The sequence below is a fragment of the Nonomuraea fuscirosea genome (genome assembly GCF_035917475.1).
Taxonomy (GTDB): domain Bacteria; phylum Actinomycetota; class Actinomycetes; order Streptosporangiales; family Streptosporangiaceae; genus Nonomuraea; species Nonomuraea fuscirosea.
The window spans coordinates 2,374,994-2,397,967 of the sequence record NZ_CP109074.1 but is presented as its reverse complement, the minus strand read 5'-3'; the positions used below and the strand labels follow the sequence as shown (position 1 = coordinate 2,397,967).

18 protein-coding genes are annotated in these 22,974 nt (G+C 72.1%); 8 read left to right on the top strand and 10 right to left on the bottom strand.

The window, feature by feature from the left end; all coding sequences use genetic code 11:
• Positions 1-55 precede the first annotated feature (55 nt).
• Positions 56-988, top strand: coding sequence for an SPFH domain-containing protein (locus tag OIE67_RS10740; protein ID WP_326639070.1), 933 nt, complete (start codon positions 56-58; stop codon positions 986-988).
• Here the strand turns inward: OIE67_RS10740 and OIE67_RS10735 are convergent.
• Positions 985-2,274 (bottom strand): MFS transporter, encoded by a 1,290-nt coding sequence (locus tag OIE67_RS10735; RefSeq protein ID WP_326639069.1) that lies wholly within the window; start codon positions 2,272-2,274, stop codon positions 985-987. The genes OIE67_RS10740 and OIE67_RS10735 overlap by 4 nt on opposite strands.
• A gap of 256 nt (positions 2,275-2,530) precedes the next feature.
• On the opposite strand from OIE67_RS10735, the gene OIE67_RS10730 reads away from it, so the two are divergent.
• Positions 2,531-3,238 (top strand): sirohydrochlorin chelatase, encoded by a 708-nt coding sequence (locus OIE67_RS10730; RefSeq protein WP_326639068.1) that lies wholly within the window; start codon positions 2,531-2,533, stop codon positions 3,236-3,238.
• A 43-nt stretch (positions 3,239-3,281) separates the two neighbouring features.
• The gene (locus OIE67_RS10725; RefSeq protein WP_326639067.1) at positions 3,282-3,830 is read left to right on the top strand and encodes a GNAT family N-acetyltransferase; all 549 of its coding nucleotides are present in this window, start codon (positions 3,282-3,284) and stop codon (positions 3,828-3,830) included.
• A 10-nt stretch (positions 3,831-3,840) separates the two neighbouring features.
• Here OIE67_RS10725 and OIE67_RS10720 read toward each other — a convergent pair whose 3' ends face one another.
• Positions 3,841-4,356: an adenylyl-sulfate kinase gene (locus tag OIE67_RS10720; RefSeq protein ID WP_326639066.1), complete on the bottom strand. Its 516-nt coding sequence runs from the start codon at positions 4,354-4,356 to the stop codon at positions 3,841-3,843.
• Between the two features lie 160 nt (positions 4,357-4,516).
• Between OIE67_RS10720 and OIE67_RS10715 the strand changes: the two genes are divergently transcribed.
• Complete coding sequence (locus tag OIE67_RS10715) at positions 4,517-4,966, top strand: hypothetical protein (protein ID WP_106249657.1); 450 nt, start codon at positions 4,517-4,519, stop codon at positions 4,964-4,966.
• Here OIE67_RS10715 and OIE67_RS10710 read toward each other — a convergent pair.
• Positions 4,957-9,603: a CHAT domain-containing protein gene (locus OIE67_RS10710; RefSeq protein WP_326639065.1), complete on the bottom strand. Its 4,647-nt coding sequence runs from the start codon at positions 9,601-9,603 to the stop codon at positions 4,957-4,959. The two genes, OIE67_RS10715 and OIE67_RS10710, sit on opposite strands and share 10 nt — an antisense overlap.
• A 1,582-nt stretch (positions 9,604-11,185) precedes the next feature.
• Here OIE67_RS10710 and OIE67_RS10705 point away from each other — a divergent pair.
• Both OIE67_RS10705 and OIE67_RS10700 read left to right on the top strand, forming a co-directional pair.
• Positions 11,186-11,827 carry a hypothetical protein gene (locus tag OIE67_RS10705; RefSeq protein WP_326639064.1) on the top strand — a complete coding sequence of 214 codons (642 nt, stop codon included), beginning with the start codon at positions 11,186-11,188 and terminating at the stop codon, positions 11,825-11,827.
• Between the two features lie 14 nt (positions 11,828-11,841).
• Positions 11,842-12,192 carry a hypothetical protein gene (locus OIE67_RS10700; protein WP_326639062.1) on the top strand — a complete coding sequence of 117 codons (351 nt, stop codon included), beginning with the start codon at positions 11,842-11,844 and terminating at the stop codon, positions 12,190-12,192.
• Between the two features lie 98 nt (positions 12,193-12,290).
• Here OIE67_RS10700 and OIE67_RS10695 read toward each other — a convergent pair whose 3' ends face one another.
• From OIE67_RS10695 to OIE67_RS10670, 6 genes are read right to left on the bottom strand one after another with little or no spacing between them, the layout of a single operon-like run.
• Positions 12,291-14,066, bottom strand: a complete 1,776-nt coding sequence (locus tag OIE67_RS10695; protein ID WP_326639060.1) for a GH39 family glycosyl hydrolase — start codon at positions 14,064-14,066, stop codon at positions 12,291-12,293.
• Between the two features lie 16 nt (positions 14,067-14,082).
• Positions 14,083-15,606 carry a glucoamylase family protein gene (locus OIE67_RS10690; protein WP_326639058.1) on the bottom strand — a complete coding sequence of 508 codons (1,524 nt, stop codon included), beginning with the start codon at positions 15,604-15,606 and terminating at the stop codon, positions 14,083-14,085.
• An 11-nt stretch (positions 15,607-15,617) separates the two neighbouring features.
• Entirely contained in the window at positions 15,618-16,445 is an 828-nt protein-coding gene (locus OIE67_RS10685; RefSeq protein ID WP_326639056.1) for a carbohydrate ABC transporter permease, read from the bottom strand.
• The gene (locus tag OIE67_RS10680; RefSeq protein ID WP_219912309.1) at positions 16,442-17,371 is read right to left on the bottom strand and encodes a carbohydrate ABC transporter permease; all 930 of its coding nucleotides are present in this window, start codon (positions 17,369-17,371) and stop codon (positions 16,442-16,444) included. Before OIE67_RS10680 ends, OIE67_RS10685 begins: the two co-directional genes overlap by 4 nt.
• A gap of 3 nt (positions 17,372-17,374) precedes the next feature.
• A complete protein-coding gene (locus tag OIE67_RS10675) occupies positions 17,375-18,640 on the bottom strand; it encodes a sugar ABC transporter substrate-binding protein (RefSeq protein ID WP_326639054.1) in 1,266 nt (421 codons plus the stop codon).
• Complete coding sequence (locus tag OIE67_RS10670; protein WP_326639053.1) at positions 18,637-19,635, bottom strand: LacI family DNA-binding transcriptional regulator; 999 nt, start codon at positions 19,633-19,635, stop codon at positions 18,637-18,639. The genes OIE67_RS10675 and OIE67_RS10670 overlap by 4 nt, the downstream gene beginning before the upstream one ends.
• Before the next feature lie 141 nt (positions 19,636-19,776).
• Here OIE67_RS10670 and OIE67_RS10665 point away from each other — a divergent pair, with 141 nt between their 5' ends.
• Positions 19,777-20,181 (top strand): nitroreductase family deazaflavin-dependent oxidoreductase, encoded by a 405-nt coding sequence (locus OIE67_RS10665; RefSeq protein WP_106249672.1) that lies wholly within the window; start codon positions 19,777-19,779, stop codon positions 20,179-20,181.
• A 106-nt stretch (positions 20,182-20,287) separates the two neighbouring features.
• On the opposite strand, the gene glgA is transcribed toward OIE67_RS10665, so the two are convergent.
• Positions 20,288-21,460: a glycogen synthase gene (gene glgA / locus OIE67_RS10660; RefSeq protein ID WP_326639052.1), complete on the bottom strand. Its 1,173-nt coding sequence runs from the start codon at positions 21,458-21,460 to the stop codon at positions 20,288-20,290.
• A 158-nt stretch (positions 21,461-21,618) separates the two neighbouring features.
• On the opposite strand from glgA, the gene glgC reads away from it, so the two are divergent.
• Positions 21,619-22,854, top strand: coding sequence for a glucose-1-phosphate adenylyltransferase (gene glgC, locus OIE67_RS10655; RefSeq protein WP_106249675.1), 1,236 nt, complete (start codon positions 21,619-21,621; stop codon positions 22,852-22,854).
• Positions 22,855-22,974: the final 120 nt, after the last annotated feature.

Below are 22,974 nucleotides of genomic sequence, written 5' to 3'. Positions count from 1 at the left end.
ATGCCGCGAAAGCGCGGGCGGCGGCTGCCGACGCCGCCCGCGCGGAAGGGTCCTGATGAGAATCGCACTGGCCGTGGTGGCGGCTCTGATCGTGATCCCCCTGCTCATCGGGGGCGTCGGCGGGCTGGAGAGCACCGGCGGCGGCGAGGTGGCCGTCGTCCGCGACGGCGGGGTCTTCGACGACAACAGGGTGCGCCAGGTGATCGACGCCGGCTCCGGGCTCACCTGGACGGGGATGTGGTCCTCCGTCCACCTCTATCCGGCGCAGCAGCGCTTCTACACCATCACCGCCGACGCCAAGCGGGCGACGACGCTCGGCGTGGACGTGGTGACGGTGCCGAGCAGCGACGGCGTGAACCTGGGCATCGAGGGCACCCTCTACTTCACCCTCAACCTGGACCACGAGACGCTCAAGAAGTTCGACGACAAGTACGGCACCCGTACCTTCCGCGCCCAGGACGACAGCTCGCTCTACGCGTGGGACGGCGACGAGGGCTGGAGCGCGTTCTTCGGCCAGGCCGTCCGGCCGGTGATCGACAACGCGCTGCGCGGGCAGATCGGGTCGATGCGCTGCGCGGAGCTGGTGCCGTCCTGCTCGCTGCTGGAGAGCAACGCGCTCAAGCCGCGCGACAGCAACGCCAACATCGCCGAGGTGCAGAACGCGGTCAACGCCTCGCTGGCCCGCGACCTGCCCGTCACACTGGGCGGGGACTTCCTCACCGGGCCGCGGTTCACGCTGGTCAAGGTGACGCTGCCGGGCGAGGTGCAGCAGGCGGTGGACCGCTCGCTGTCTGCCTCGGCGGCCGTCTCCGAGGCCCAGGCGCGGGTGGCCCAGGCCAAGGCCGAGGCGGAGGCCAACCGCGCCAGGCAGGACGGCTACGACAAGTGCCCGGCCTGCGCGGAGATCGAGAAGCTCAAGTCACTGCCGCAGGGGATCACGGTGTACGCGCCGGGCAACCCGCAGGCGGTGGTCGTACCGTCCCGTTAGACCTCGACCCCTTGCGGCCTGGCGGTCCGCCAGCGGCCCTTGAACGCGACCATCGAGACGAGGAAGACGACCTGGCCGGCCAGCGCCACGCTCAGCCAGAGCTGCCAGCCGCCGGCCTCCACCACCCTCGGCGAGACGATCAGCATGACCACGATCATCACCCGGACGACCATGCCCCACAGCCCCAGGGCCGAGCCCTGCAGGCGGGACTCGACGTCCTCGGCGTTCTCGGAGAAGTTGGCCATCCACGGCACGTACGCGACGCCCATGACCAGGAACAGCAGCGCGTAGACGGCGGTGACGTGCCCGGTGGAGACGCCGGGCCCGATCAGGAAGATGAAGTACGCCAGCGCGGCGGCGGTGAGCACGGTGCCCACGGCGGTGAACGGCTTGCGCAGCCGCAGCCGGTCCGACGCCCGGCCGACGATCACCACCGCCAGGGCGTTGAGCACGATGCCCAGCGCGACGACCCGGTTGGCCGTGGCCGCGTCCATGCCGAAGGCGGTGGCCAGGATGGTCTGGCCGAAGATGGTGAACGTCCAGTAGAGCACCTGCCAACCGGTGTTGCCGAGCACGTGGGCCCAGAGGTGAGGGTGCTTGAACAGCTCGCGCACCCGGCCGTGGCCGGCCTCCCCCTCGACCGCGAGCTCCTGCTCGGCCTCCATCACCTGCGCCCGCAGCGCTCCGGACGGCTCGGCGATCTTCCAGATGATCACGGCGCACATGCTCAGCGACACGACGCCCATGATGATCGCCTGCGACTGCCACGCGTTGCCGAACAGCGGCAGCGTGAACCCCGCGATGAACGAGGCCAGGAACGCCGCCCCGACCGGCCCCCACGTCCAGAACGCGAACGCCTGCGCCCGCCCCATGCGCGGCGAGAAGTCGCGGACCAGCGAGGCGGTGATCGTGATGCCCGCGCCCTCGATGAACAGCATCAGGCACCGCACCCAGAACAGCCCGGCGACGGAGTCCACGGTGGCCAGCAGGAAGTTGCAGGCGGCGGTGACGGTGAGGGTGGGCACGAGGATCGCGACCCGGCCCCACCGGTCGGACAGGATGCCGCCGAAGCCCGCCGACAGCCCGCCCACCAGCACCGACAGCGCGGCGAGCTGGCCGTAGACGGTCAGGGACATGCCGAGGTCGGTCATGAGGAGGGGCAGGATCGTGGCGAGCGTGGTCTCGAAGTTCGCCACCAGGCTGGCCAGTACGGCGACCGCCAGCAACAGGATGCGGCGGCGGCCGACCGGGTAGACACTCAGTTCGCGGACATAGAACGGCTTCATTCCCATCCTCCGGGGACGGTCCTGCGTGCTGTCGCTCTAGAACGCGTTTCTAGTGCGCCCAGGTTTTCCGTTTTGTACGGGTAAGTCAATGTGCCGCGAGATCACGATGTAATCTCGATCACACGCTCCGGGTTGTGACGCAATCGCCATCGATTCCTGGAACACCCACCGTCGATTAGGCATAAACTGCGCGCCTGTGAGCCTGCCTGTACGAGAACGTTCCCCCCGGCCGGGCGGCGGCCGACACCGCCGTCCCGTGCCCACGTCCTTGCCCCCCGACGCCCCGATGCTCGTGCTCGCCACACCGGGCGGCGTCACCGGCGTGGCCGAGGAGATAGCGGCAGTGGTCCGCGTCGACAATCCGCAGATCGAGGTGCGCCTCACGAGCGTCACCGACCTCGCGGACTCCCTGCCCTCCGGCCGCGACGCCGTCGTCGTACCCCTGCTCACCTGGGACGACCCCGTCGTGATGGCCGAGATCGGCAAGGCCGTGGCCGCCGCAGGCACGGGGGCGGTGGTGACCGAGGCGCTGGGCCCGCACCCGCTGCTGGCCGAGGTCCTGCACATTCGCCTGGCCGAGCGCGGCCTGGCGCGGGCCGACCGCGTCCGCCTGCTGAACGTCTCCAGCCCCGTCGACGGCGTCATCCTCGGCACCGTGGGCGGGATCAGGGCCGTGGGGGCCGTGCAGGCCACCGCGGTGCTCCTGGCCTCCAGGCTCACGCTGCCGGTCGTGGCCGCCTCGCTCGACAGCGACCCCGGCGTGCCGGCGGCGGCCCAGCGGCTGCGCTCGGCGGGCGCGGAACGGCTGGCCATCGCGCCCTGCATGATCGGCCACGAGGCCCCCGTGAGCGTCGTCGAACAGGCCGCGGCGGCGATCGAGGCGGGCCACGCGGAGCCCCTCGGCCCCCACAGCGCCGTCGCCGAACTTGTCGCCCGAGCTTACGGAAGTCAACTCGCGACTTGACAAGGGCTTGTAGAGATCACGGGACTCGCGTTACCTTCTGCGCATGCGCCGCGTGGTCCGCAAGGGCGATCGTCTCGGCCTCCGTGACATCACGGAGGCCGACGCTCCCGCCCTGCACGCCATCTACGGCGACCGCGTCGCCACCCAGCACATGCCGTTCCCGCCGCGCAGCCTGCGCGAGGTCGAACGGCTGGTCGACGAGGCCATCGAGGCTTCCGCGGCCGAGCCGCGCCGCCTCTACGTGCTGGCCGTCGTCGACAGCGCGCGCTGCGACATCATCGGGGTCGCGCGCCTGCTGATCGAGGCCGAGCACCCGCACAGCGCCGAGATCGGCTTCGGGCTCCACCGCGACCAGTGGGGGCGCGGGATCGGGACCGACCTCGTCCGGCTGCTGCTGTCGTTCGGGTTCAAGCAGCTCGGGCTGCACCGCATCTGGGGCGCCCGCTCCCCCGCCAACCTGCCCGCCCAGCTCGCGATGCTGACGGCCGGGATGGTCGAGGAGGGCCGCATCAGGCACCACCTGCACACGCCGGCGGGGTGGCGCGACTCGATCGTGCACTCGGCGCTGGAGGACGAGTGGACCGAACGCTGACCGCCCTCTACTACGCCTGCCAGCCCCGCAACACGCGGGCGGCGACCTCCTCGGGAGTGCCGTGCGTCCCGTCCACGGCGTAGTCGTCAACCCCGGCCGCGTCGAGGATCGACTGCAATTCCCCTGACCTTTCGAGGTGGCGGTCAAGCGCCTTGGGGTCGAGGGCGTGGCGGGAGCGCAGCCGGCGGCGTACCAATGAGAGATCCACGTGCACGCGGCAGACCGTGAGCGGGACGCCGAGCGCCTCCTCGTGGGCGAGCCGCTCCCGCCGGCTCTCGATGACGCCCGCGAGCACGAGCCGCTCGGCTCCGGCGGCCACGAAGTTCGCGGCGACGGCGCGCAGGTTGCGCAGGGTCAGGGCGCCGTTGTACGGGTCGCGCGGGGGCGCCGGCCAGGCCCGGCGGAGCCAGTCGAGGTCGATGACCGCGTTGGGCACGCCCGCCTCGATGAGCAGGTCGCCCGCGAAGTCGGCCACCGTCGTCTTGCCCGCGCCCACGGTGCCGGTGATCAGAAGAGCCGTCGCCATTCCCGCGATCCTACGCACGGCCTCGCCGGGACCTGTGCGTGGGTCTTCGCACAGCCTCTCCGGAGACCTGCATGTGGGCCTTCGCACTCCTGCGTGTGGCGAGCACCGAGATTGTCGGTGGGGCATCCTACGATGAGGCACCTCACGGAGGGATAGTCACATGCTCGACTCGCTGATCGTGCCCTTGTTCGTCACCACGGACCTGCCGCCCGAGGCGGAGCTGGCCGAGTTCGGCGAGTTGCTCGCCGGGACGGCGCGCGTGCTCGGCGACGACGGCTACGAGGCGTTCCTGGTGGGCCGGGTGTTCTGGCTGGACCGGCCCGTGCTGCCCGAGCAGAGCCCCGCCGCCGAGGGCGAGCTGCGCTTCGCCGGCATGCTCGGCTACCTCGCCGCCTCCGGCGCCGGCCACACCACGCGCGAGGTGGTCCGCGACGTGCGCCGGGCGATCGGGCAGGCGGTGACCGGCCGCTACGGCGACGTCGGGGTGGCGCCGGCCGTGTTCGCGATCCGCGACCAGGACGTGCGCGAACGCACTCCGGAGCTGGCCATCCACGTCGACACGCGCGACGCGGCGGCCGAGCTGGTGAGCGCCGCCAGGTCCTACCTGTAGTCGCCGGTGGCCGGGACGCCGTCGGGAAGGCCGACCAGCACGTACGACGCCCACAGCTCCGGTTCCGCGGGTCCGTAGAGCTCACGCAGGCCGAGTACGGCGGCGCGCAGGGCCTGGGCCGGGCCGGCGCCCGCGCGGAGGCTGGTGTGCAGGTCGCGCATGAGTGCGCGGGTGATCTCGGCGGACACCGGCCACAGCGAGAGCACCACGGCTCCGGCACCTGCGTGCAGCAACCCGTACCCGAGCCCGGCCAGACCGTCGTGCAGACCGGCCCCGTGGACCGTCTCGGGGGCGGGCTCGCGGTTCGTCCGGTGCGTGGTCTCGTGGGCGGTGACGAGGACGAGGCCGGCGTCCAGGCGCGTGCTCATGAGGTCGCGGGCGGTGCGGAGGCCGTCGGCGAGGCGGATGCCCGCGGCGAACGGGTCGGCCGGATCCTCGACGGCGCGGCAGGCCAGGTGCACCACGTGCCACGAGCCGTTCTGGGGGCTTCTGGTCAGGGCGTTCGTGGTGGCCTGGCGGTGGGTGGTGCCGAGCAGGGCGGCTGCGTCCCGCGCCTCGGACTCCACCACCGGGCGCTCGGCGGCATCCGGGGTGAAGGTGAGCACCAGAGAGTGGCCGCCACGCGACGGGGCCCTTTTCGCCAGCCTCGACAGGGCGGCGGCGGAGGGAGCGTACGCGACGGGGAACCGTTCGAGCAGCGGGCGGCCGTCCGGGGCCAGGGCGTGCAGCGGGATGCGGTGCAGAGCGGCGTGCGGGAACAGGTGGAGCAGGTCCACGTGGTCACCCAGGGCTCGGACCGCCTCTGACAGCAGGAGGTCGGCCAGGCGGCGCCAGAGGTCCGCACGGTGACGGCGGGCCTCGATGTCGAGCAGATCGGGTCGGCGGCCCTCTGCGGTGCGCAGGAATTCGGCCAGGAGGGGGCGGTCGGCCGCGGTGGGGAAGGCCCGCGGCTCGGCCCAGCCGGTGCGATGAGCCAGCACGGTCACCGTTTCCTCCCCGACATGGAATCCGAGCAGCGCCGTCACCACACCGGTCCCAGGGGCGTTGACGAGGGCGTCGAGCTCGGCGCTGCTGGGCGGAGTGCCTCGGCGCAGGGCGACGTGGTCGGGGGCCAGGGGCTCCATGCGGGTCCAGAGACCGTCCAGATCGGCTTGGGCGGCTTGGGCGCGGTGGATGAGGTGCGCGGCGCGTTCCGGGTCGCGGGTGTTGACGGCGGCCGACGTGAGCGTGCGAACGGCCTCCAGCCCTCGCCGCTCTGTTTCCAGCAGCTCGGCAGGGACGCCGTAGGGAGCCGGCCAGGCTCGGGGGCTGGAAGGGGTGGCGGGCATGCCGGGAGAAGGCGGCTGATGCTCCGGGTCGAGGTGGGTGGTGAGGGTGTGGTGTCCGGCCTGTTCGGCGTGGGTCCAGGCTGTCATGCCCTGCTTCAGGTGGGCTGCCAGGCGGATCACGCGGTCTTGGGCGGCTTCGTGACCCAGGGCGTGGGCTCGTTCGGCGTCGGCGAGGGCGGCGGGGAGGTCGCCCAGCTCTTCGGCGGCGATCGAGCGGTGGTGGCAGGCGGTGGCGAGCTCCAGGTCATGCCCCAGGTCGGCCAGCAGCTCGATCGCCGCCGACAACCGGCGGTGGGCGGCGGCGTAGGCGCGAGTGCGGGACTCGGCGTCTTCCTCCGTGTGAGTGTCGGCAGCGGCGGCGGTGTCGGCGGCGGTGTCGGCGGCGGTGTCGGCGGCGGTGTCGGCGGCGGTGTCGGCGGCGGTGTCGGCGGCGGTGTCGGCGGCGGTGTCGGCGGCGGTGTCGGCGGCGGTGCGGGCCTTGTGGACATTGTGGGCGGCGGCGAGGTCGAGGGCGCCCAGGTGGGCGAGCGCGACGGCCTCTCCGGCGCGGAAATCGATCTCCTGCGACAGGACGAGCGCTTCTTCCAGCCATGTCTGCCCAAGCTGCGCCGTCCTGGTCAGAGCCTCCCTTGAACGCGCTTCCGCGTCCCGATCCAACGCCGCTTCCGCCCCCTTGGCCGCCTCCTCAGTCCGTGCGGCGCGTTCCAGGCGGGCGAGGGCGAGAAGGGTAAGGACCGTGCTGCGGTGGCGGCCGTGTTCTCGGTCCAGAGTCAGGGCCCGGTCGGCGAAGGGGCGGCCCTGCGCGGGCTCTCCGCGCAGGTCGTGGACCAGGGCCAGGCCGGCGTAGGCGGAGGCGAGGCCGGCGGGGGCGCCCAGTTCCTCGCCGAGCGCGATGGCCTCGTGGTAGCGGGCCGCGGCTTCGTCCAGCTCGCCGAGCTTGAGGTGGAGGTCGGCGCGGCCGGTCAGCATCGGGACTCGGAGCGCGCGCCAGATGGGGGCCTCGACCAGGGCGAGACTCTCCTCGTACGCCCGCGCGGCCTCGGACCAGCGGCCCAGGTCGGCGAGGGCGGCGGCGAGAAGGCCGAGGGACTGGACGAGGTGGGCGGGGAACGCGATGCCCTCGTCGCGGGCCAGCTCGACCGCCCTGGACAGATGGGTGACCGCCTCCTCCGCCCGGCCCAGCTCGGTGGCCGCCGCGCCCATGTTCCGCAGGTGTTCGACGATCCGTTCGTCACGCAGCTCGTACCCCTGAACGGCATGGTCGTAGGCGGCGGGGAGGTCGCCCAGCTCGCGGCAGTAGAACGAGAGCCTGGCCAGGAGATGGGAACGGTCGGCGAGCTCACGGTCGCCATCTGAACCGGCCGGGCCGGGCAGACCGGTGGGCGGGCCGGGCGGAGCGGTAGTCGAGCCGGCTGGGACTGCGCCCGAGCCAGGCGAAGCGATGATCGGGCCGCGCGAAGCCCTACCTGGGTCGGGTGGGGTGGTGGGCGGGAGGTTGGTGAGGAAGGTCTGGGCGAGGGTGCGGGCCGTGGGGAGGTCGCCGGCTGATTCCGCCTCGGCCAGGCGTAGCCAGGAGCGCAGGCGTTCCGACGCCTCCGCGCGCCGGCCGCCCGTACCGAGAGAGGCCAGAGCTCTGGTCAGGGTGGCGCGGCCGCGAGTGAGGTCGCCGAGATCGAGCTGGATGCCGGCCAGGCGGGACAGGACGGCGGCGTCCAGCTCCCCCGCCATGGCCGCGATGATCTCGAACGGCGCTCCCGCCGAAGCGAGCGCGTCGTCGGCCGTCTCCAGGCCGGTGAGGCCCTCCTCCAGCGCGGCCCTGGCCCGGCGGAACTCGCCGTGCGCCTCCAAAGCAAAGCCCAGCTTGATCGAGGCGAGCGCGGCCAGCCGGTGCCGCCCCCCGTCGCGGAAGCCCGCCAGGGCCGCCTCCAGGGCCCGCGTGCGGGCTCCGAGGTCTCCGGTACGGGCGGCGAGCGCGGCCAGGCGGTCGTGGACGACGGCTTCCTTGAGCGCGTCCCCGGCGGCCAGGCCGAGCGCCGATTGCAGGCGTTCACCGGCCTCCCTGAGCTCGCCCAGCTCCACGCCCACCGCGGCGCGGCCGAGGGTGGCGATCAGCAGCGTCTCCAGGTCACCCTCGGCGGCGGCCAGCTCCAGGGCCCGTTCGAGGTCGTCCGGGGCTTCGTCGGCGCGGTCGAGGGCCGTCAGGCAGGCGGCGCGCATGCTCAGCGCCGCCGCCTCCTTCGCCCGCGACCGCAGCCCGGCGAACGCCTCCGCCGCCGCCCCGAACGCCGCCAGCGCCCGTTCCGCATCACCCTCCGCGTACGCCAGGCAGCCCAGGTTGTAGCGGACGGCCCCGGCTCCGTCGTGGTGTCCGATGGCCTCGTACTCGCGTTCGGCCAGGTCGAAGGCGACCCTGGCGCCGTCGACGTCCCCGCGGCCACGGCGGCGCTGCGCGATCCGGTACCACTCGTCGGCGGGTTCGCGCCGCCGCCCCTTGCGCCGGACGACCTCCACCAGCCTGGTCTCGCAGGCGGCGGCGTAGCCGGGATGTCCCCGCCCGGACAGCAGGACGGCGTGGGCGTCGAGCGCCGCGCACGCCTCCTCCCACGCTCCGGCGGCCTCCAGTTCGATGGCGCAGGCGGCCATGCGTTCCGCGGAGGCGGTGAGGTCGTCCTGGTCGACGGCCGCCCTGGCGGCGTGGACGAGCGCCTTGGCGGCGGCGACGCTCTCGCCGAGCGCGAGGTGGAGCGCGCGTGACCTGGCCGCGCAGGAGACGGCCTCCTCCGGATTCCCGGCGGCGAGGTGCGCCACGGCCGCGGCGTCCTGGTGCAGCGCCTCGTCCTCCGGCAGTCCGGCCTCCTCGCACCGGGCCACGGCGCGCATGTGGTGCTCCACGGCGCGGGCGGGATCGCCGGTCCTCAGGTGGAGCGCGCCCATGTGGCCGAACTGGCGCGCCTCGGCTGCGGGGTCGTCGAGGTCGTGGTAGACGGCCGCCGAGCGTTCGTACGCCTCCAGAGCACGGGACGGCTCCCCCGACGCCTCGTGACCCGCTCCCAGCCGCGACAGCGCGTAGGCCGCCCGCGACCGCAGCCCGGCCGCCTCGAAGGCCACCGCCGCCCGTTCCAGCACCACGCCCGCAGCACGCGAGCGCCCCGCCTCGGCCAGCCGCAGCGCGGTCCCCAGCAGGAATTCGCCCCGCTCCCCGCTCCCCTCGGCCCTGAGCTCGGCCAGCCGCAGCAACTTGAGCGCCAGGTCCTCGTCCGGAGAACGCATGGCCAACTCGGTGGCGGCCACCGCAAGCTGCTCATCCACGACCAACGACGGCCGCCGGTCGGGGGCATGAGTGGAAGGCGTGGAAGGCACCGGGGTGTCGGAAGCTGAGTTGTCGAGAGCTGGGGCCTCCGGGGCTGCCGCGGAGGCTGGCCGCTCCGGGACCCTGGAGGTTGGCAGCTCCGGGACCGACGTGGATGCCGGCGTCTGCGGGGCTGCCGTGCCGGCTGGCGCCTCCGGGACCGACGTGGAGGCCGGCGTCTCGGGAGCCGGCGTGACGGGCTTCGTCGGGGTGGGCCCCGAGGCGGCCGGCCCCGATGGGACCGACTCGGGTGCGACCCGCCCTGGGGGGACCGACTGTTGGGTGAGCGGCTGTCGGGTGCGCGGCCCTGAAGCGACCGGCCCAGGGGCAATGGGGGCCGGAACACCGGGGGCTGGGGGTGCGGAGGCCGAAAGGCCGGGAACCGGAGTGGCAGGATCAGCTGCGCCAGGGTCGACAACAGGGCTCGTGATCCCAGGGCCGACGCTCCCAGGAGCGCCAGTCCCAGAGCTGACGGTCCCAGGAGCGCCAGTCCCAGGGCCGACGGTCCCAGGAGCGGCAGTCCCAGGGCCGACAGCCACAGAACTGGCGGTCCCAGGGGTGGCGGTCCCAGGGGTAGCGGTCGCAGGAGGTGGTGGGGTGAGGGTGGTGTCCAGGGCCTGGGTTAGTTCGGGCAGGTCAGTGAGGTCGGCTGCGTCGGCCAGGGCCAGGGCTTCGGTGAGGTCGCGGGGGTCGCCGTAGGCCGAGTGGCGGGCCAATAACGCGCGGCACAGCTTGCGTTGGGCGGGGCTCTGGTCGTGGGAGGCCTTGGTGGCCAGCTCGACGCCCTGGCGGGCGGCCAGCACGGCTTCGCGCAGGTCGTCGGCCCGGCGCCCGCCGTCCGTCTGGGTGGCGCGCCAGCACAGGAGCTCGGACACCAGCCCGTACGCCTCCGTCCGGAACGTCAGCCGCTCCCACGCCCCCAGCGCCTCGCGCAACACGGCGAGGGCCTCGTCGGCGTTGGCCATGGTGAGGTCGAGTCTGAGGGCCTGGGCGAGCAGCAGCAGCGTCGTGGCCCTGGACGGGTCCTTCTCGTCATGGGCGGCCAGGGCGGCGCGGGCGGCGGCGATCGGTTCGGTGGGGTCGCCGCCGGTCACGACGGCCCGTCTGAGCAGCGCGTTCGCCAGGTTGGTGAGCAGCCGTGGCCGGTCGGGATGCCCGCTCGCCGACGAACCGCCCCCCAGAGGACCGCTAGCCAGAGGACCGTTTTCCAGACGGTCGCTCCCCCGGGGTCCGCTCTCCAGACGGTCGCTCTCCAGACGGTCGCTCTCCAGACGGTCGCTCTCCAGACGGTCGCTCTCCAGACGGTCGCTCTCCAGACGGTCGCTGCCCAGGGGGTCGTTCGGCTGAGCACCGCCCGGCTGGGAGCCACCCGCCCCAGAACCACCGGAACCAGGACGGCTGAGGCCGGAGTGGCCGGCGGTGGAGAGGTCGGCGGCTCGGCGCATGACGGAGATGGCCGCGTCCAGGTCGGCGGGGTCGCCGGTGACGCCGTAGCGGTGCCAGCGCCGGTCGCCGAGGAGCCCTAGCCGGACGACGGGGTCGGTGCCGAGTCCGCGCGACGTCTCGTCCGGCGTCACGTGCAGGGCGTCCAGCATCTCCAGGCCGGCCTCCAGCGAGCTCTCGTTCCCCGTCACGACGAACCACTCGATCAGCCCCGCCGCGTACGGCGCCAGCACCCCCGGATGGGCCCACGGCTCGTGCCAGAAGTCCAGCGCGCACTGCCCGACCCTGATGAACGCCAGCAGGTCCTCGTCCGCGTACGACGCCGCGGCGCGCGCCTGGGTGAGGTCGACGAGGGTCAGCAGCGCCCGTGACCTGTCCTGGCCGCCGGGCGGGGTCTCGACCGCCGCCAGGTACGCCCGGACCAGCTCGTCGTCATCGGGCGCCGCCAGGGCCAGGGCGGCGGCCAGCTCGCCCGCGGACAGGGTGTCGCCGTGGGCCCCGAGCGCGGCCCGCAGCAGCATGTGGACCGCGTCGGCGATGACGTGCCGTTCCCCGCCGCGCGTGTACTGGCGGACCAGGCCCGCGCCGACCAGCCCGAGCGCGCCCGGCGCCCAGGCGGGGTCGGCGGCGCGCATGGACTCCTGCAGCAGGAACTGGCCGAGCCGGTCGGAGACCTCCGGCACCGGGTCGGCCATGGCCCGGCGGACCAGGGCGTGGATCAGCAACCCCACGTGCCGGTAGGCGTCCGGGTCCACGTGCTGGAAGACCTCTTCCACCAGCCCGGCCCACGTGTCGGCCGACTCGCCCGGCGGCCGGGAGCCGCGCAGCTTCTCCGGCAGGCGGCCGGGATCCAGCACGGCCACGGCGGCGAAGAAGGCGCCCGCCACGGCGGCGTCCTGCGTGGTGCGCTGGTCGAGCCGGTAGCGGGCCAGGTGCAGCATGCCGATCAGCCGCCAGGCGGCGGCGTCGGTCCTGTCGCCGGCGCACGCCCGCATCGCCTGCTCGGCTTCGGCCAGCGCCGCGGGATCCCAGATCAGCTCGGGATCCGCGGCCTGCTCGAACCGCTCGATGCGGGCGGCCAGCGCCTCGGCCGGATCGGTCATTAGCACAGGCTCTCACCGGCGCGCCTCCCGCGTACAGAACCGCCGGTTCAAGGGGCCGGCGCAGGACGCCGGTGAAAGGTGGCCGGTGAAGGTGGCCAGGCTCAGGGGGTCAGTTCGAGGAAGCTCACCCCCGGCATGGGCAGGTCGAAGGTGATCGTGAACGTGGGACCGGTGACGGTGGCGGGCGGAGCCAGCTCGGCCAGCTCGTCACAAGCGCGCAGTTCCTCCCACTGCGCACCCTGCGGCCAGTCCCCGCCGCCCATCGCCTGCCAGGCCGCCTCCACGTTCGTGTGATCGGCGTCGATGCGGTGATGGGTCAGCGTGTACGAGCCCTCCAACCCCTCGACGGTGAGCGTGATCGAACGGTCAAGTTCGGCGGCCCCGGACGCCTGGGCGTTGTTGAGGGTGCCGTTCCAGACGAGCACCCCGACCCGGCCGTCGTCGTGGCGGGCCGCCCACACCTCGACGCCACCCACGTCGCCCCCGGCCTCGGCCGCCAGCTCCAGGCCGCCGAGCCGTTCGGCCAGGGCGAGGGCGTGGAAGCGGGGCTTGCGCAGGTTGCCGACGGTGAGCAGGCCGAAGCCGCCGTGGAAGAGCCTGGGCGGCCGGCCCACCTCCTCGAAGTGGTCCGAGGCCACCCAGTGCGACAGCGCCTCGATGCGGCCGGCCGCCGACTTCATGCCGTGCAGCACGAACGCCGCCCCGAACGCGCCGTCCCCGATCCCCTGGAAGTGGGTCGGGGTGGGCCCCCACTCGGTCCACCAGACGGGCACGTCGTGGCCGTGCCTGGCCAGCGTGGGCCGCCAGTCGAGCGGCGCGTTCCCGTACGTGTGCGTGGAGACGAAGTCGAGCGGCGCGCCCGATCCGGCGATGTGCGCGAGCAGTTCCTCGACCCAGCCGTTCGCGGCGGAGGAGGGGCCGCCGACGCGCAGGTCCGGGTGGACGTTCTTCACCGCGGCGGCGGTGACGTCGTAGAGCAGGAAGTACTCCTCGGGGGTGCCGGACCAGAAGACGGACAGGTTCGGCTCGTTCCAGACCTCGAAGGCCCAGTGGTCGATCAGCTCGCGGATGCCGTAGCGGGCGGCGAGGTGCTCGACGAGGGCCCTGACCAGGTCGCCCCACGCCTCGAAGTCCTTGGGGGGCGAGATGACGGCCGCGTAGTCGAAGACCGTCCTGGACGGGTCGGCGGCCAGGTCGCGGGGCATGTAGCCGAGCTCCACGATCGGCCGCAGCCCGAGCGAGACGACCTTGTCGTAGACGGCGTCCACGCCGGAGAAGTCGTACGGCTCGCCCTCCTTGTAGACGCCGAGGTCGTCGCCGAGGATGGCGTGCGCCCTGACCGTGCGCACGCCGAGCCGCTCGCGCACGAGGCGCAGCGCGTCGGCCAGCTCCTCGCCGATGGGCCGGCCGCCGCTCTCGTCGGTGCTGAGCAGGTGGGACAGGTGCTCAGAGCCCACCATGTACGCCCACGGCCGGGGCAGCTCACGCGTCACCCGCCGCGCGTCCACCTGCACAGAGACGGCGGCGGCGCCGGAGACGGGCAGCGGGGCGGCCTCGACGGGCGGGGAGAACGGCCCGGTCGCGTCCGCGCCGATGACGGCGGCCACCGTGTAGGCGGCCGCCCCGTGGCCGGTGTCCACGAACCGGCAGGACGGCACCGCGGGCACGTCCACCTCGGGCGGCACGGCGCGCACCCCGTCCCTGTGCACCAGGTAGCCGATCGCCTCGGGCACGGGATCCCAGGTGAGCGTCACGTGCCCGGCCCCCGGGACCGCGCGCAGGCCGGTGGGGGCCTCCAGCGCGGGCACGGGGACGGTCGTCTCGCCGGACGCCTGTCCGACGCGTTGCTGCCAGTCGCGGTGCGCGGCCGTACTCATCGGCGGGTGCCTCGATTCATCGCACATCCCAATCCTCGATCGCCATCACCGGCCGGAGCCGGTGCTCCACGCCGGAGCCGGCGAAGTAGCGGTGCAGGTTGCCGTTCGCGAGCACGTTGCCCAGGGCGCCCATGACCATGCCCTGGTCGAGTGCCAGATACCACTTGGACACGGCCCCCGTGCGGACCGCGACCGCGTCGTAGAAGCCGCCGGGGCCGTAGGCGTCGAAGCCGGCCCGCAGCTTGGCCAGGTTGGCCAGGGCGGCGTTCCTGGCGTACGGGAGGGCCAGGAAGCTGGCGTGCGGCGTCACCACGCCGTTCCCGAAGCTCGCCGGCTGCGGCTGGGCGGGGCGGCAGCCCTCGTAGCCGTAGTCGACGCGGGTCTCCTCCTCGTCGGAGGTGTAGCCGGGCTCGTCCATGCCGAGCGGGTCGACGCCGTAGACGCGGTAGGTGCCGTGGGGGTCGTTGGACGGGGAGAAGCCCCAGTAGCCGTAGCGGGCCTCCTTCAGGCCGTGCTCGATCTGGGCGCGGACGAAGACCGGGTGGTTGCGGCCCCAGCTCTTCGGCGCCCACTCGGCCTCGGGGACGACCAGGTCGGGCATGAGCGCCTCGAACATCGATCCGCCCCAGTTGGGGACGAAGCGCATGCCGCGGTAGCCGTAGGTGCCCTCCCAGACGTTCACGCCGAGGTAGGTCTTCCACGACCCGACCGGCTTCTGCTCCTGCCAGCCGAAGTCGCAGCCGTTGTCGGGGAAGGTGCGGTACGGGCCGAAGTAGCTCTCGCGGGGCAGCTGGCCGAGCGCGATGCCCACGTACTGGCCGATCCGGGTCTCTGCGGGGGCGCCGTAGTGGTGGCAGGTGGAGTAAACGGTCGTGCCGGTGCCGGCGTAGTCGCTCTCCACGTTGCACTCGACCGGCGGGTCGGGCCAGAAGCCGCCGCGCAGCAACCCGGTGCCGGCGTCGGGGCGGGCGGCCGGGTCGTAGTAGGCGCGGAAGTTCATGGAGTTGACCAGCCGGTCGGCGCGGGCGGCGTGCCGGGGGACGGCGTTGCGGACCATCATGAGCGCGCCGGCCAGCCAGCCGTTGTCCACGCTGGAGGCGAAGGGGCGCACGACGTCGCCGGAGTCGGGCCAGGTGGTGATGACGGCGAGGGTGGCGGGGTCGTACCAGTTGTAGTACTGGCCGGTGGGGGTGTTGCGGTGCATCCGCTCGAGCGCGGTGAGGACCCGGCCGACGCGCTCGGTGGCGTCGGCGCCGCTGATGAGGCGCAGGTCGCGGGCGGTGAGCGTGCTCCAGAGGTACGTGCCGATGTTGGTCGGCGAGGTGACCTCGGCGCGGGTTCTGAGGTCTCCGGTGACCTTGTCGGCGGGCAGGCCGGTGGCCGGCACCACCATGGCGTCCATCGAGCGCCAAGTGTCCTTCGCGTAGCGGAGCAGGACGGCGTCGGTGCCGCTGTGGACCGGCGAGGCGGCGGCGTTCGCGGCGCCGGCCGGCACGGATAAGGACAGCACGAGCAGTGCGGACAGGACCGTCTTGCGCATGGGTTGCTCCCCTACTTGAGGCCGGTGGTGGCGATGCCCTGGATGAAGAAGCGCTGCAGGAAGACGAACAGGATCAGGATCGGCGCGATCACCACGACCGATCCGGCGACCAGGAGGTTGTAGTGGGTGGCCTCGTGGCCGTTGAGGATGTTGAGCGCGACCGGCAGGGTGTACATGTCCTCGCTCTGCGCGACGACGGCCGGCCACAGGAAGTTGTTCCACGCGCCGAGGAACGTGATCAGGCCGAGCGTGGCCAGCGGCGGCCCGCACAGCGGCAGGATGATCCGGAAGAAGATGCGGAACTCCCTGGCGCCGTCGACCCGGGCCGCGTCGATCAGCTCGTCGGGCAGGTCGGAGATGAACTGCCGCATCATGAACACGCCGAGCGGCGTCACCACGGTGGGCAGGATGATCCCGATGAACGTGTTGACCAGGCCCAGCTTCGCGATCAGCACGAACTGCGGCATCATCAGCACGATCGCCGGGATCGCGAGCTGCACCAGCACCAGCGCGAAGGCCACGTTCCGGCCACGGAAGCGGAGCTTGGCGAAGGCGTAGCCGACCATGGAGCAGAACAGCAGGTTGGTGGCGACCAGCACGAGTGCGATGAACGTGCTGTTGGCGAACTCGGTGCCGATGTCGACCCGGTCGAACAGCTCGGCGAAGTTGTCCAGCGTCCAGGTCTGCGGCCAGAACGTCGGCGGGTCGCGCCTGATCTCCTGTTCCGGCTTGACCGAGCTGAGCGCCGTCCACAGGAAGGGGCCGGCGACCAGGGCCAGGCCGACGCCGAGCCCCAGGTAGACGACCGCCCGCTGGCGGCGGGTGCTCCCGTTCCTCATCGGCGCCTCCCGAGCCTGAGTTGCAGCACGGCCAGCGCCACGATGACGGTGAACAGCACCGTCGAGGCGGCTCCGGCGTAGCCGTAGTTGCCCACCCCGAACTGGCCGAAGATGGCCAGCGAGGCCGACAGGGTGGAGTTGAGCGGCCCGCCCCTGGTCATGACCAGGGGCTCCTCCATGAACTGCATGAAGCCGACCGAGCTGTAGACGGTGCAGAACAGCAGCACGGGGCGGAGTGAGGGCACGGTGACCGAGCGGAAGCGGGCCCAGCGGCCCGCGCCGTCGACCTCGGCGGCCTCGTACAGCTCCCTGGGGATGCTCTGCAGCGCGGCCAGCAGCACGATCATGTTGAAGCCGAAGCTGCGCCAGGCCGTCATCACGATGATGGACGGCAGCGCGGTGCTCTCGTTCTGCAGCCAGTTGGGGCCCTGGACGCCCACCAGCTCCAGCAGCCGGTTGACCAGCCCCGCCTCGGGCTCCAGCAGGAACTTCCAGGCCACCGCGATGCCGATGATGCTGGTGATGTTGGGCAGGTAGTAGCCGAGGCGGAAGAACGCGGCGGGCAGACGGGCGATGCCGGAGTTCAGCAGCACGGCGGCGGCCAGCCCGAGCCCGACGGCCAGCGGCAGCGTGGTGAGCACGAAGACGACGGTGTTGACGGCCGCCCTGCGCATGGCGGCGTCGTTCATGAGCCGCAGATAGTTCTCGACGCCGACCGGGTCGACGGCCAGCGGGTCGCTCACGTCGGTGCTGCGCATGTCGGTGAAGCTCATGCCGATGCCGACCAGCAGCGGCCCCAGGTAGAAGACCGCGAAGAGGACCACGAACGGCGTGATGAAGAGCCAGCCGATGCCCGACTGGCGTAACGCGCCCCTGATCCTGATCGGCGGCGGGGCGGCCGGCGCCTGCTTCGTGCGGACGGCCACGGCTCAGAGGCCGGTGCCGATGGTGGCGGCCTGGGACTGGATCGACTTGGCCGTCTGCTCGGGCGTCTGGGTGCCGCGGGCCAGCTTCTCCAGCTCGCCTTCCAGCACCCGGGCCACCTGCTCCCAGGTCGGGAACGGCGGCGGTGTCCTGGCGTCCTTGAGCTGCTCGCCGAAGACCGCGAGCTGCTTGTCCGCCTTGAGCGCGGGCTCCTGCCAGGCGGCCTGGACGGCGGGCAGCGCCTTGACCGTGGTGTACCACTTCGCCTGCACCTGGGGCTCGCTCAGCCACTTGATGAACGACCAGGCGGCGTCGCGGTTCTTCGCCTGCTTGAACACCGCCATGTCGGAGCCGCCCACGAAGCTCGTCGCCGACACCGGGCCCTTGGGGTAGGGGGCGACGTCGAACTTGTCCGAGAACCCTGAGCCGCCGTCGTTGTTCAGCACGCCGATCATCCACGGGCCGGAGAAGAAGCCGCCGATCTCGCCCTTGATGAAGCTCTGCGGGAACGCGCCCTCGGGCGTGTTGTTCGGGGCCAGCTTCTGCTCGAACATCGAGGCGTACTGCTTGAGCGCGGTCACCGCCTCGGGCGTGTCGAAGGTGTAGGCGCCGTCCTTGACGATCTCGCCGCCCGCCTGCCAGATCAGCGGCAGCACCTCCTGCCAGGAGGCGCCCTGGGTGTAGCTCTGCTGGAAGCCGTTCTTCGCGCCGCCCTTCTCCTTGAGCGCTTTGGCGAACGCGGTGAACTCCGCCCAGGTCGCCGGGGGTTTCACGCCCGCCTTTCCGGCCTGGTCGGTGCGGTAGTACAGGACGCGGGTCTCGACGTACCAGGGCACGCCGTACGCGGTGCCGTTGACGTCCACGGTCTGCCAGGCGCCGGGGAAGAAGGCGGCCTTGTCGACCAGGTTGGCGGGGGTGGGTTCGAGCGCGCCGGTCTTGGCCAGCTCGCCCGACCAGGTCGAGCCGATCATGCTGACGTCGGGCGTGGCCCCGCCGGCGATGGCCGCGGTGATCTTGTCGTGGGCCACGTCCCAGCCGATGGCCGTCACGTTGACCTTCACGCCCGGGTTGGCGCTCTCGTAGTCCTTGACGAAGGCGCCGAGCGCCTTGCCCTCCTCGCCCATCGCCCAGACCGTGACCTCCCCGGTGACCTTGCCGGTCGTGACGTCCTGCGCCTGCTCGGGCGCCTGCTGCGGGTCGCGGCCGCAACCGGCCGCCACGAGCGCGAGAGCCAGCGCGCCGACGGCGGCACGCCGGGTGGTGGTGTTCACGTTCGTACCTCCTGGGGGTGGTGACCACAGCTGGAGCGGATGACCAGCTCGGTGGTCAGGATGAGGTGCTTCGGGACGTCGCGGGTCCCGGTGATCAGTTCGTCGAGCGCGCGGGCGGCGCGGGCGCCGAGCTCGCGCATCGGCTGCCGTACGGTGGTCAGCGCCGGGCGGGCGTGCCGGGCGGCCATGATGTCGTCCCAGCCGGTGACGGCGACGTCGCCGGGCACCTCCAGGCCGAGCTCCTCGGCGGCGAGCAGCGCCCCCAGCGCCACCTCGTCGTCGGAGCAGATGATGGCCCGCGGCCGGTTCCGGCCCTTGAGCAGGGTCCTGGCCGCCTCGAAGCCGCGGTCCACGGTGTATTGACCGGTGTCCACGGCCTCGATCGCGCCGCCGAGCAGGTGTTTCACGCCCTGCCAGCGCTCGTCCACGTCGTCCCGGCTGGTCAGCGGCGCGCCGAGGAAGGCGAACCGCTCGTAGCCGTGGCCGGTCAGGTGGGCCGCCAGCGCCCGCGCGGAGGCGATGTTCTCGCTGCGCAGCGTGTCGGCGCCGGCCAGCGGGTCGCGCGAGATGAACACCAGCCGCACGCCCAGCCGGACCAGCTCGGCGGCCAGCGGCTCGGGCACGGCGTGGCCGAAGATCAGCATGCCGTCGACCCGTCCGGCGAGGTCCTTGACCAGGTCGCCGACCTTCGAGCGGCCCTTGGTGGACAGGATGACCACCGAGCGCCCCAGCTCGGAGGCGACCTCCTCGTAGCCGAGCAGGACCTCCGTGTAGTACGGGCCGGCCAGGTCGGGGAAGACGATGCCGTTGGCGGCGTGGCGGCCCTCGGCGAGGCTGACGCCCAGACGGCTGGGCGTGTAGTTGAGCTCCTCGACGGCCTTGAGCACCTTCTCCCGCGTCCTGGCGGCCACGGGGCCGGTGCCGCGCAGCGTCCTGGACACGGTCGCGATCGACACGCCCGCCCGCTTGGCGACTTCGTAGATGGTCACGTCCATGCGGCTTTCCTTTCATGTAAGCGCTTTCATAATCGCTGCTGTAAGCGCTTACACAAATGCAGTGTGCCAGCCGCGTCAACTTCCCGTACAGACCCCGGCGCGTAACGGTGAGGTCACGCCGCCCTGGGGTAGAGGGAGCCCATGCTCTACGGCAAGGAACATGTCCAGCGGTACCAGGAAACCGACGGCGCTGAGGGCCACGACTGGAACAACACCACGGTCCTGCTCCTGACCACCAAGGGGCGCAAGTCGGGCCGGCCCTACACCACGCCGCTCATCTACCAGAAGTACGGCGACGACCACCTGGTCGTGGCGTCCAAGGGCGGCGATCCCGACCATCCGCAGTGGTTCAAGAACCTGCAGGCGGAGCCGGAGCTGGAGGTGCAGGTGAAGGGCGAGAAGTTCAAGGCCCGCGCCCGCACCGCAACCCCGGAGGAACGGCCGGAGATGTGGCGCGTCATGGCCAGGACCTGGCCCGACTACGACGAGTACCAGAAGAAGACCGACCGGGAGATCCCGATCGTGGTGCTCGAACGCGTCCGCTGATCACCGCCCGACGACCACCGTCCGACGACCATCCCGCCCCGCCGGCCCGCGCCGGCGGGGCGGCCCTTTCCCGGCCGCCCGCGCCCTGTTCCGGCGGGAGGCGGGCTCAGCCCGTCAGTGACGTGTAGAGCTTCAGCGTGCGGTGGGCGATGCGCTCCCACGAGAAGTGTTCGATGGCCCGCTCACGGCCCGCCACCCCCAGGGCGCGCGCCCGCGCCGGATCGCGCAGCAGGGCGTTGACCCGCTCGGCCAGGTCGGCGGCGAAGCGCTCGGGGTCGTGCGGGGTGCCGTCGGCGGCCTGGGAGATCGGCACCAGCAGCCCGGTCTCGCCGTCGGCCACCACCTCGGGGATGCCGCCGGTCGCCGTGGCCACCACCGCCGTCTCGCAGGCCATCGCCTCCAGGTTGACGATGCCCATCGGCTCGTAGACCGACGGGCAGACGAACACGGTGGCGTGCGTCAGGAGCTGGATCACCTCGGGCTTGGGCAGCATCTCCCGGATCCAGAGCACGCCGTCGCGGTCGAGGCCGCGCACCAGCTCGGTCACCTCGGCGGCGATCTCCGGGGTGTCGGGCGCGCCCGCGCAGAGCACGAGCTGCGCCTGCGGGTCGAAGGAGCGCGCCGCGTGCAGGAGGTGGACCAGGCCCTTCTGGCGGGTGATGCGGCCGACGAAGACGACATAGGGCCGGTCGGGATCGACCCCGTGCTTGGCCAGGACGTCGGTCGCGCGGTCGGGGGCGTACTGGGCCGTGTCGATGCCGTTGTGGATCACGCTGACCCGCTCGGGCGGGATCTCCGGGTAGGCGGCGAGCACGTCGCGCCGCATGCCCTCCGACACCGCGATCACCGCGTCGGCGGCGGCCAGCGCGGTGCGCTCGGCCCAGGACGAGATCGTGTAGCCGCCGCCGAGCTGCTCGGCCTTCCACGGGCGCAGCGGCTCCAGGCTGTGCGTGGTGATCACGTGGGGCACGCCGTGCAGCATCTTCGCGACATGCCCGGCGAAGTTGGCGTACCACGTGTGGGAGTGGACGACGTCGGCGCCGGCGCAGGCGGCGGCCATCTCCAGGTCCACGCCGAGCACCTGGAGGGCGGCGTTGGCGCCCTCCAGCCCGGCCGGCACCCGGTAGGCCGAGACGCCCGCCTCGGCGCGCGCGGCCCCGAAGCAGCGCACGTGTACGTCGGCCAGCTTCCGCAGCTCCCTGGCCAGATATTCCATGTGCACCCCGGCCCCGCCGTACACCTCGGGCGGGTACTCCCGGCTGAGCAGATCAACGCGCATGAGAAGACCTTAAAGGGGGCGCGGGCAACGGGAACACATCGACAAGCCCAAGGTCGGGCACTTGGGTTCGTACATCCGTGACCAAATCAGGACACGCAGGAAGTTCACCGTGCGGGCTTTCGTCGATAGATCGGCCATTTGAGGGTAGCGTCCTGGACATGAGGTCCCGGAGGGTGCTTGCGGTCGTGCTGGCAGGTGGAGAGGGTAAGAGGCTGATGCCGCTGACGGCGGATCGGGCGAAACCGGCGGTGCCGTTCGGGGGGATGTATCGGCTCATCGATTTCGTGCTGTCCAATCTCGCGAACGGCGGATTCCTGAAGATCGTCGTACTGACGCAGTACAAGAACCACAGCCTTGACCGGCATGTCTCACGGACCTGGCGGCTGTCGGCGATGCTGGGCAACTACGTCACCCCGGTGCCGGCGCAGCAGCGGCTCGGGCCGCGCTGGTTCTCCGGCTCGGCGGACGCGCTGTTTCAGAACCTGAACCTGATCTACGACGAGATGCCCGAGCACGTGATCGTGTTCGGCGCCGACCACATCTACCGGATGGATCCGCGGCAGATGGTCGAGCAGCACGAGGACTCCGGGGCGGACGTGACGGTGGCGGCGATCAGGCAGCCGCTGTCGCTGGCCGACCAGTTCGGCGTGATCGAGACCGACCCCGAGGGCCGCCGGATCGTCGCGTTCAGGGAGAAACCGAAGGACGCGGTCGGGCTGGCCGACTCCCCCGACGAGGTGTACGCCTCGATGGGCAACTACGTGTTCAAGACGCAGTCGATGATCGACGCGCTGCGAGAGGACGCGCTCGACCCGACCAGCAAGCACGACCTGGGCGGAAACATCATCCCGATGCTGGTCAAGTCGGGCGGCGCCGACGTCTACGACTTCGCCAACAACATCGTCCCCGGCTCCAGCGAGCGCGACCGCGGCTACTGGCGCGACGTCGGCACCCTCGACGCCTACTACGAGGCCCACATGGACCTCATCTCGGCGCATCCGGTGTTCAACCTCTACAACGACAAGTGGCCGATCTTCACCGGGCACGATCCGCTGCCGCCGGCCAAGTTCGTGCACAACGACGGCGACCGGGTCGGGCGGGCGATCGACTCGCTGGTCTCCCCCGGCGTGATCGTCTCCGGCGGCACGGCGATCAGGTCGATCCTGTCGCCCAAGGTCGTGCTCCACTCGCACTCGCTGGTGGAGGACTCCGTGCTGATGGAGAACGTCAAGGTCGGGCGGGGCGCGATCGTGCGCAAGGCGATCATCGACAAGAACGTGGTGATCCCGGACGGCGCCCGGATCGGCTTCGACCTCGACTACGACCGCACCCGGTTCGCGCTGACCAGGGGCGGGGTCGTGGTCATCGGCAAGAACGAGATCGTCGACCGCTGAGTCAGAGGGCGGGCCCCGCGGGGCGCACCGGCGCCCCGCCCTCGGGGATGCGGGCGCGGTCGCACGTGGTGACGCCGTGATGGTGGCCCGGGAGACGGTGGCGCCGTGATGGTGGCGCCG

What these genes read in the sequence shown, in the direction of transcription:
- OIE67_RS10670 (WP_326639053.1), bottom strand. Translation starts at nt 19,635, where the DNA reads ATGGACGTGACCATCTACGAAGTCGCCAAGCGGGCGGGCGTGTCGATC.
- glgA (WP_326639052.1), bottom strand. Translation starts at nt 21,460, where the DNA reads ATGCGCGTTGATCTGCTCAGCCGGGAGTACCCGCCCGAGGTGTACGGC.
- OIE67_RS10715 (WP_106249657.1), top strand. Translation starts at nt 4,517, where the DNA reads ATGCTCGACTCGCTGATCGTGCCCTTGTTCGTCACCACGGACCTGCCG.
- OIE67_RS10665 (WP_106249672.1), top strand. Translation starts at nt 19,777, where the DNA reads ATGCTCTACGGCAAGGAACATGTCCAGCGGTACCAGGAAACCGACGGC.
- OIE67_RS10695 (WP_326639060.1), bottom strand. Translation starts at nt 14,066, where the DNA reads ATGAGTACGGCCGCGCACCGCGACTGGCAGCAACGCGTCGGACAGGCG.
- OIE67_RS10725 (WP_326639067.1), top strand. Translation starts at nt 3,282, where the DNA reads ATGCGCCGCGTGGTCCGCAAGGGCGATCGTCTCGGCCTCCGTGACATC.
- glgC (WP_106249675.1), top strand. Translation starts at nt 21,619, where the DNA reads ATGAGGTCCCGGAGGGTGCTTGCGGTCGTGCTGGCAGGTGGAGAGGGT.
- OIE67_RS10735 (WP_326639069.1), bottom strand. Translation starts at nt 2,274, where the DNA reads ATGAAGCCGTTCTATGTCCGCGAACTGAGTGTCTACCCGGTCGGCCGC.
- OIE67_RS10690 (WP_326639058.1), bottom strand. Translation starts at nt 15,606, where the DNA reads ATGCGCAAGACGGTCCTGTCCGCACTGCTCGTGCTGTCCTTATCCGTG.
- OIE67_RS10720 (WP_326639066.1), bottom strand. Translation starts at nt 4,356, where the DNA reads ATGGCGACGGCTCTTCTGATCACCGGCACCGTGGGCGCGGGCAAGACG.
- OIE67_RS10685 (WP_326639056.1), bottom strand. Translation starts at nt 16,445, where the DNA reads ATGAGGAACGGGAGCACCCGCCGCCAGCGGGCGGTCGTCTACCTGGGG.
- OIE67_RS10740 (WP_326639070.1), top strand. Translation starts at nt 56, where the DNA reads ATGAGAATCGCACTGGCCGTGGTGGCGGCTCTGATCGTGATCCCCCTG.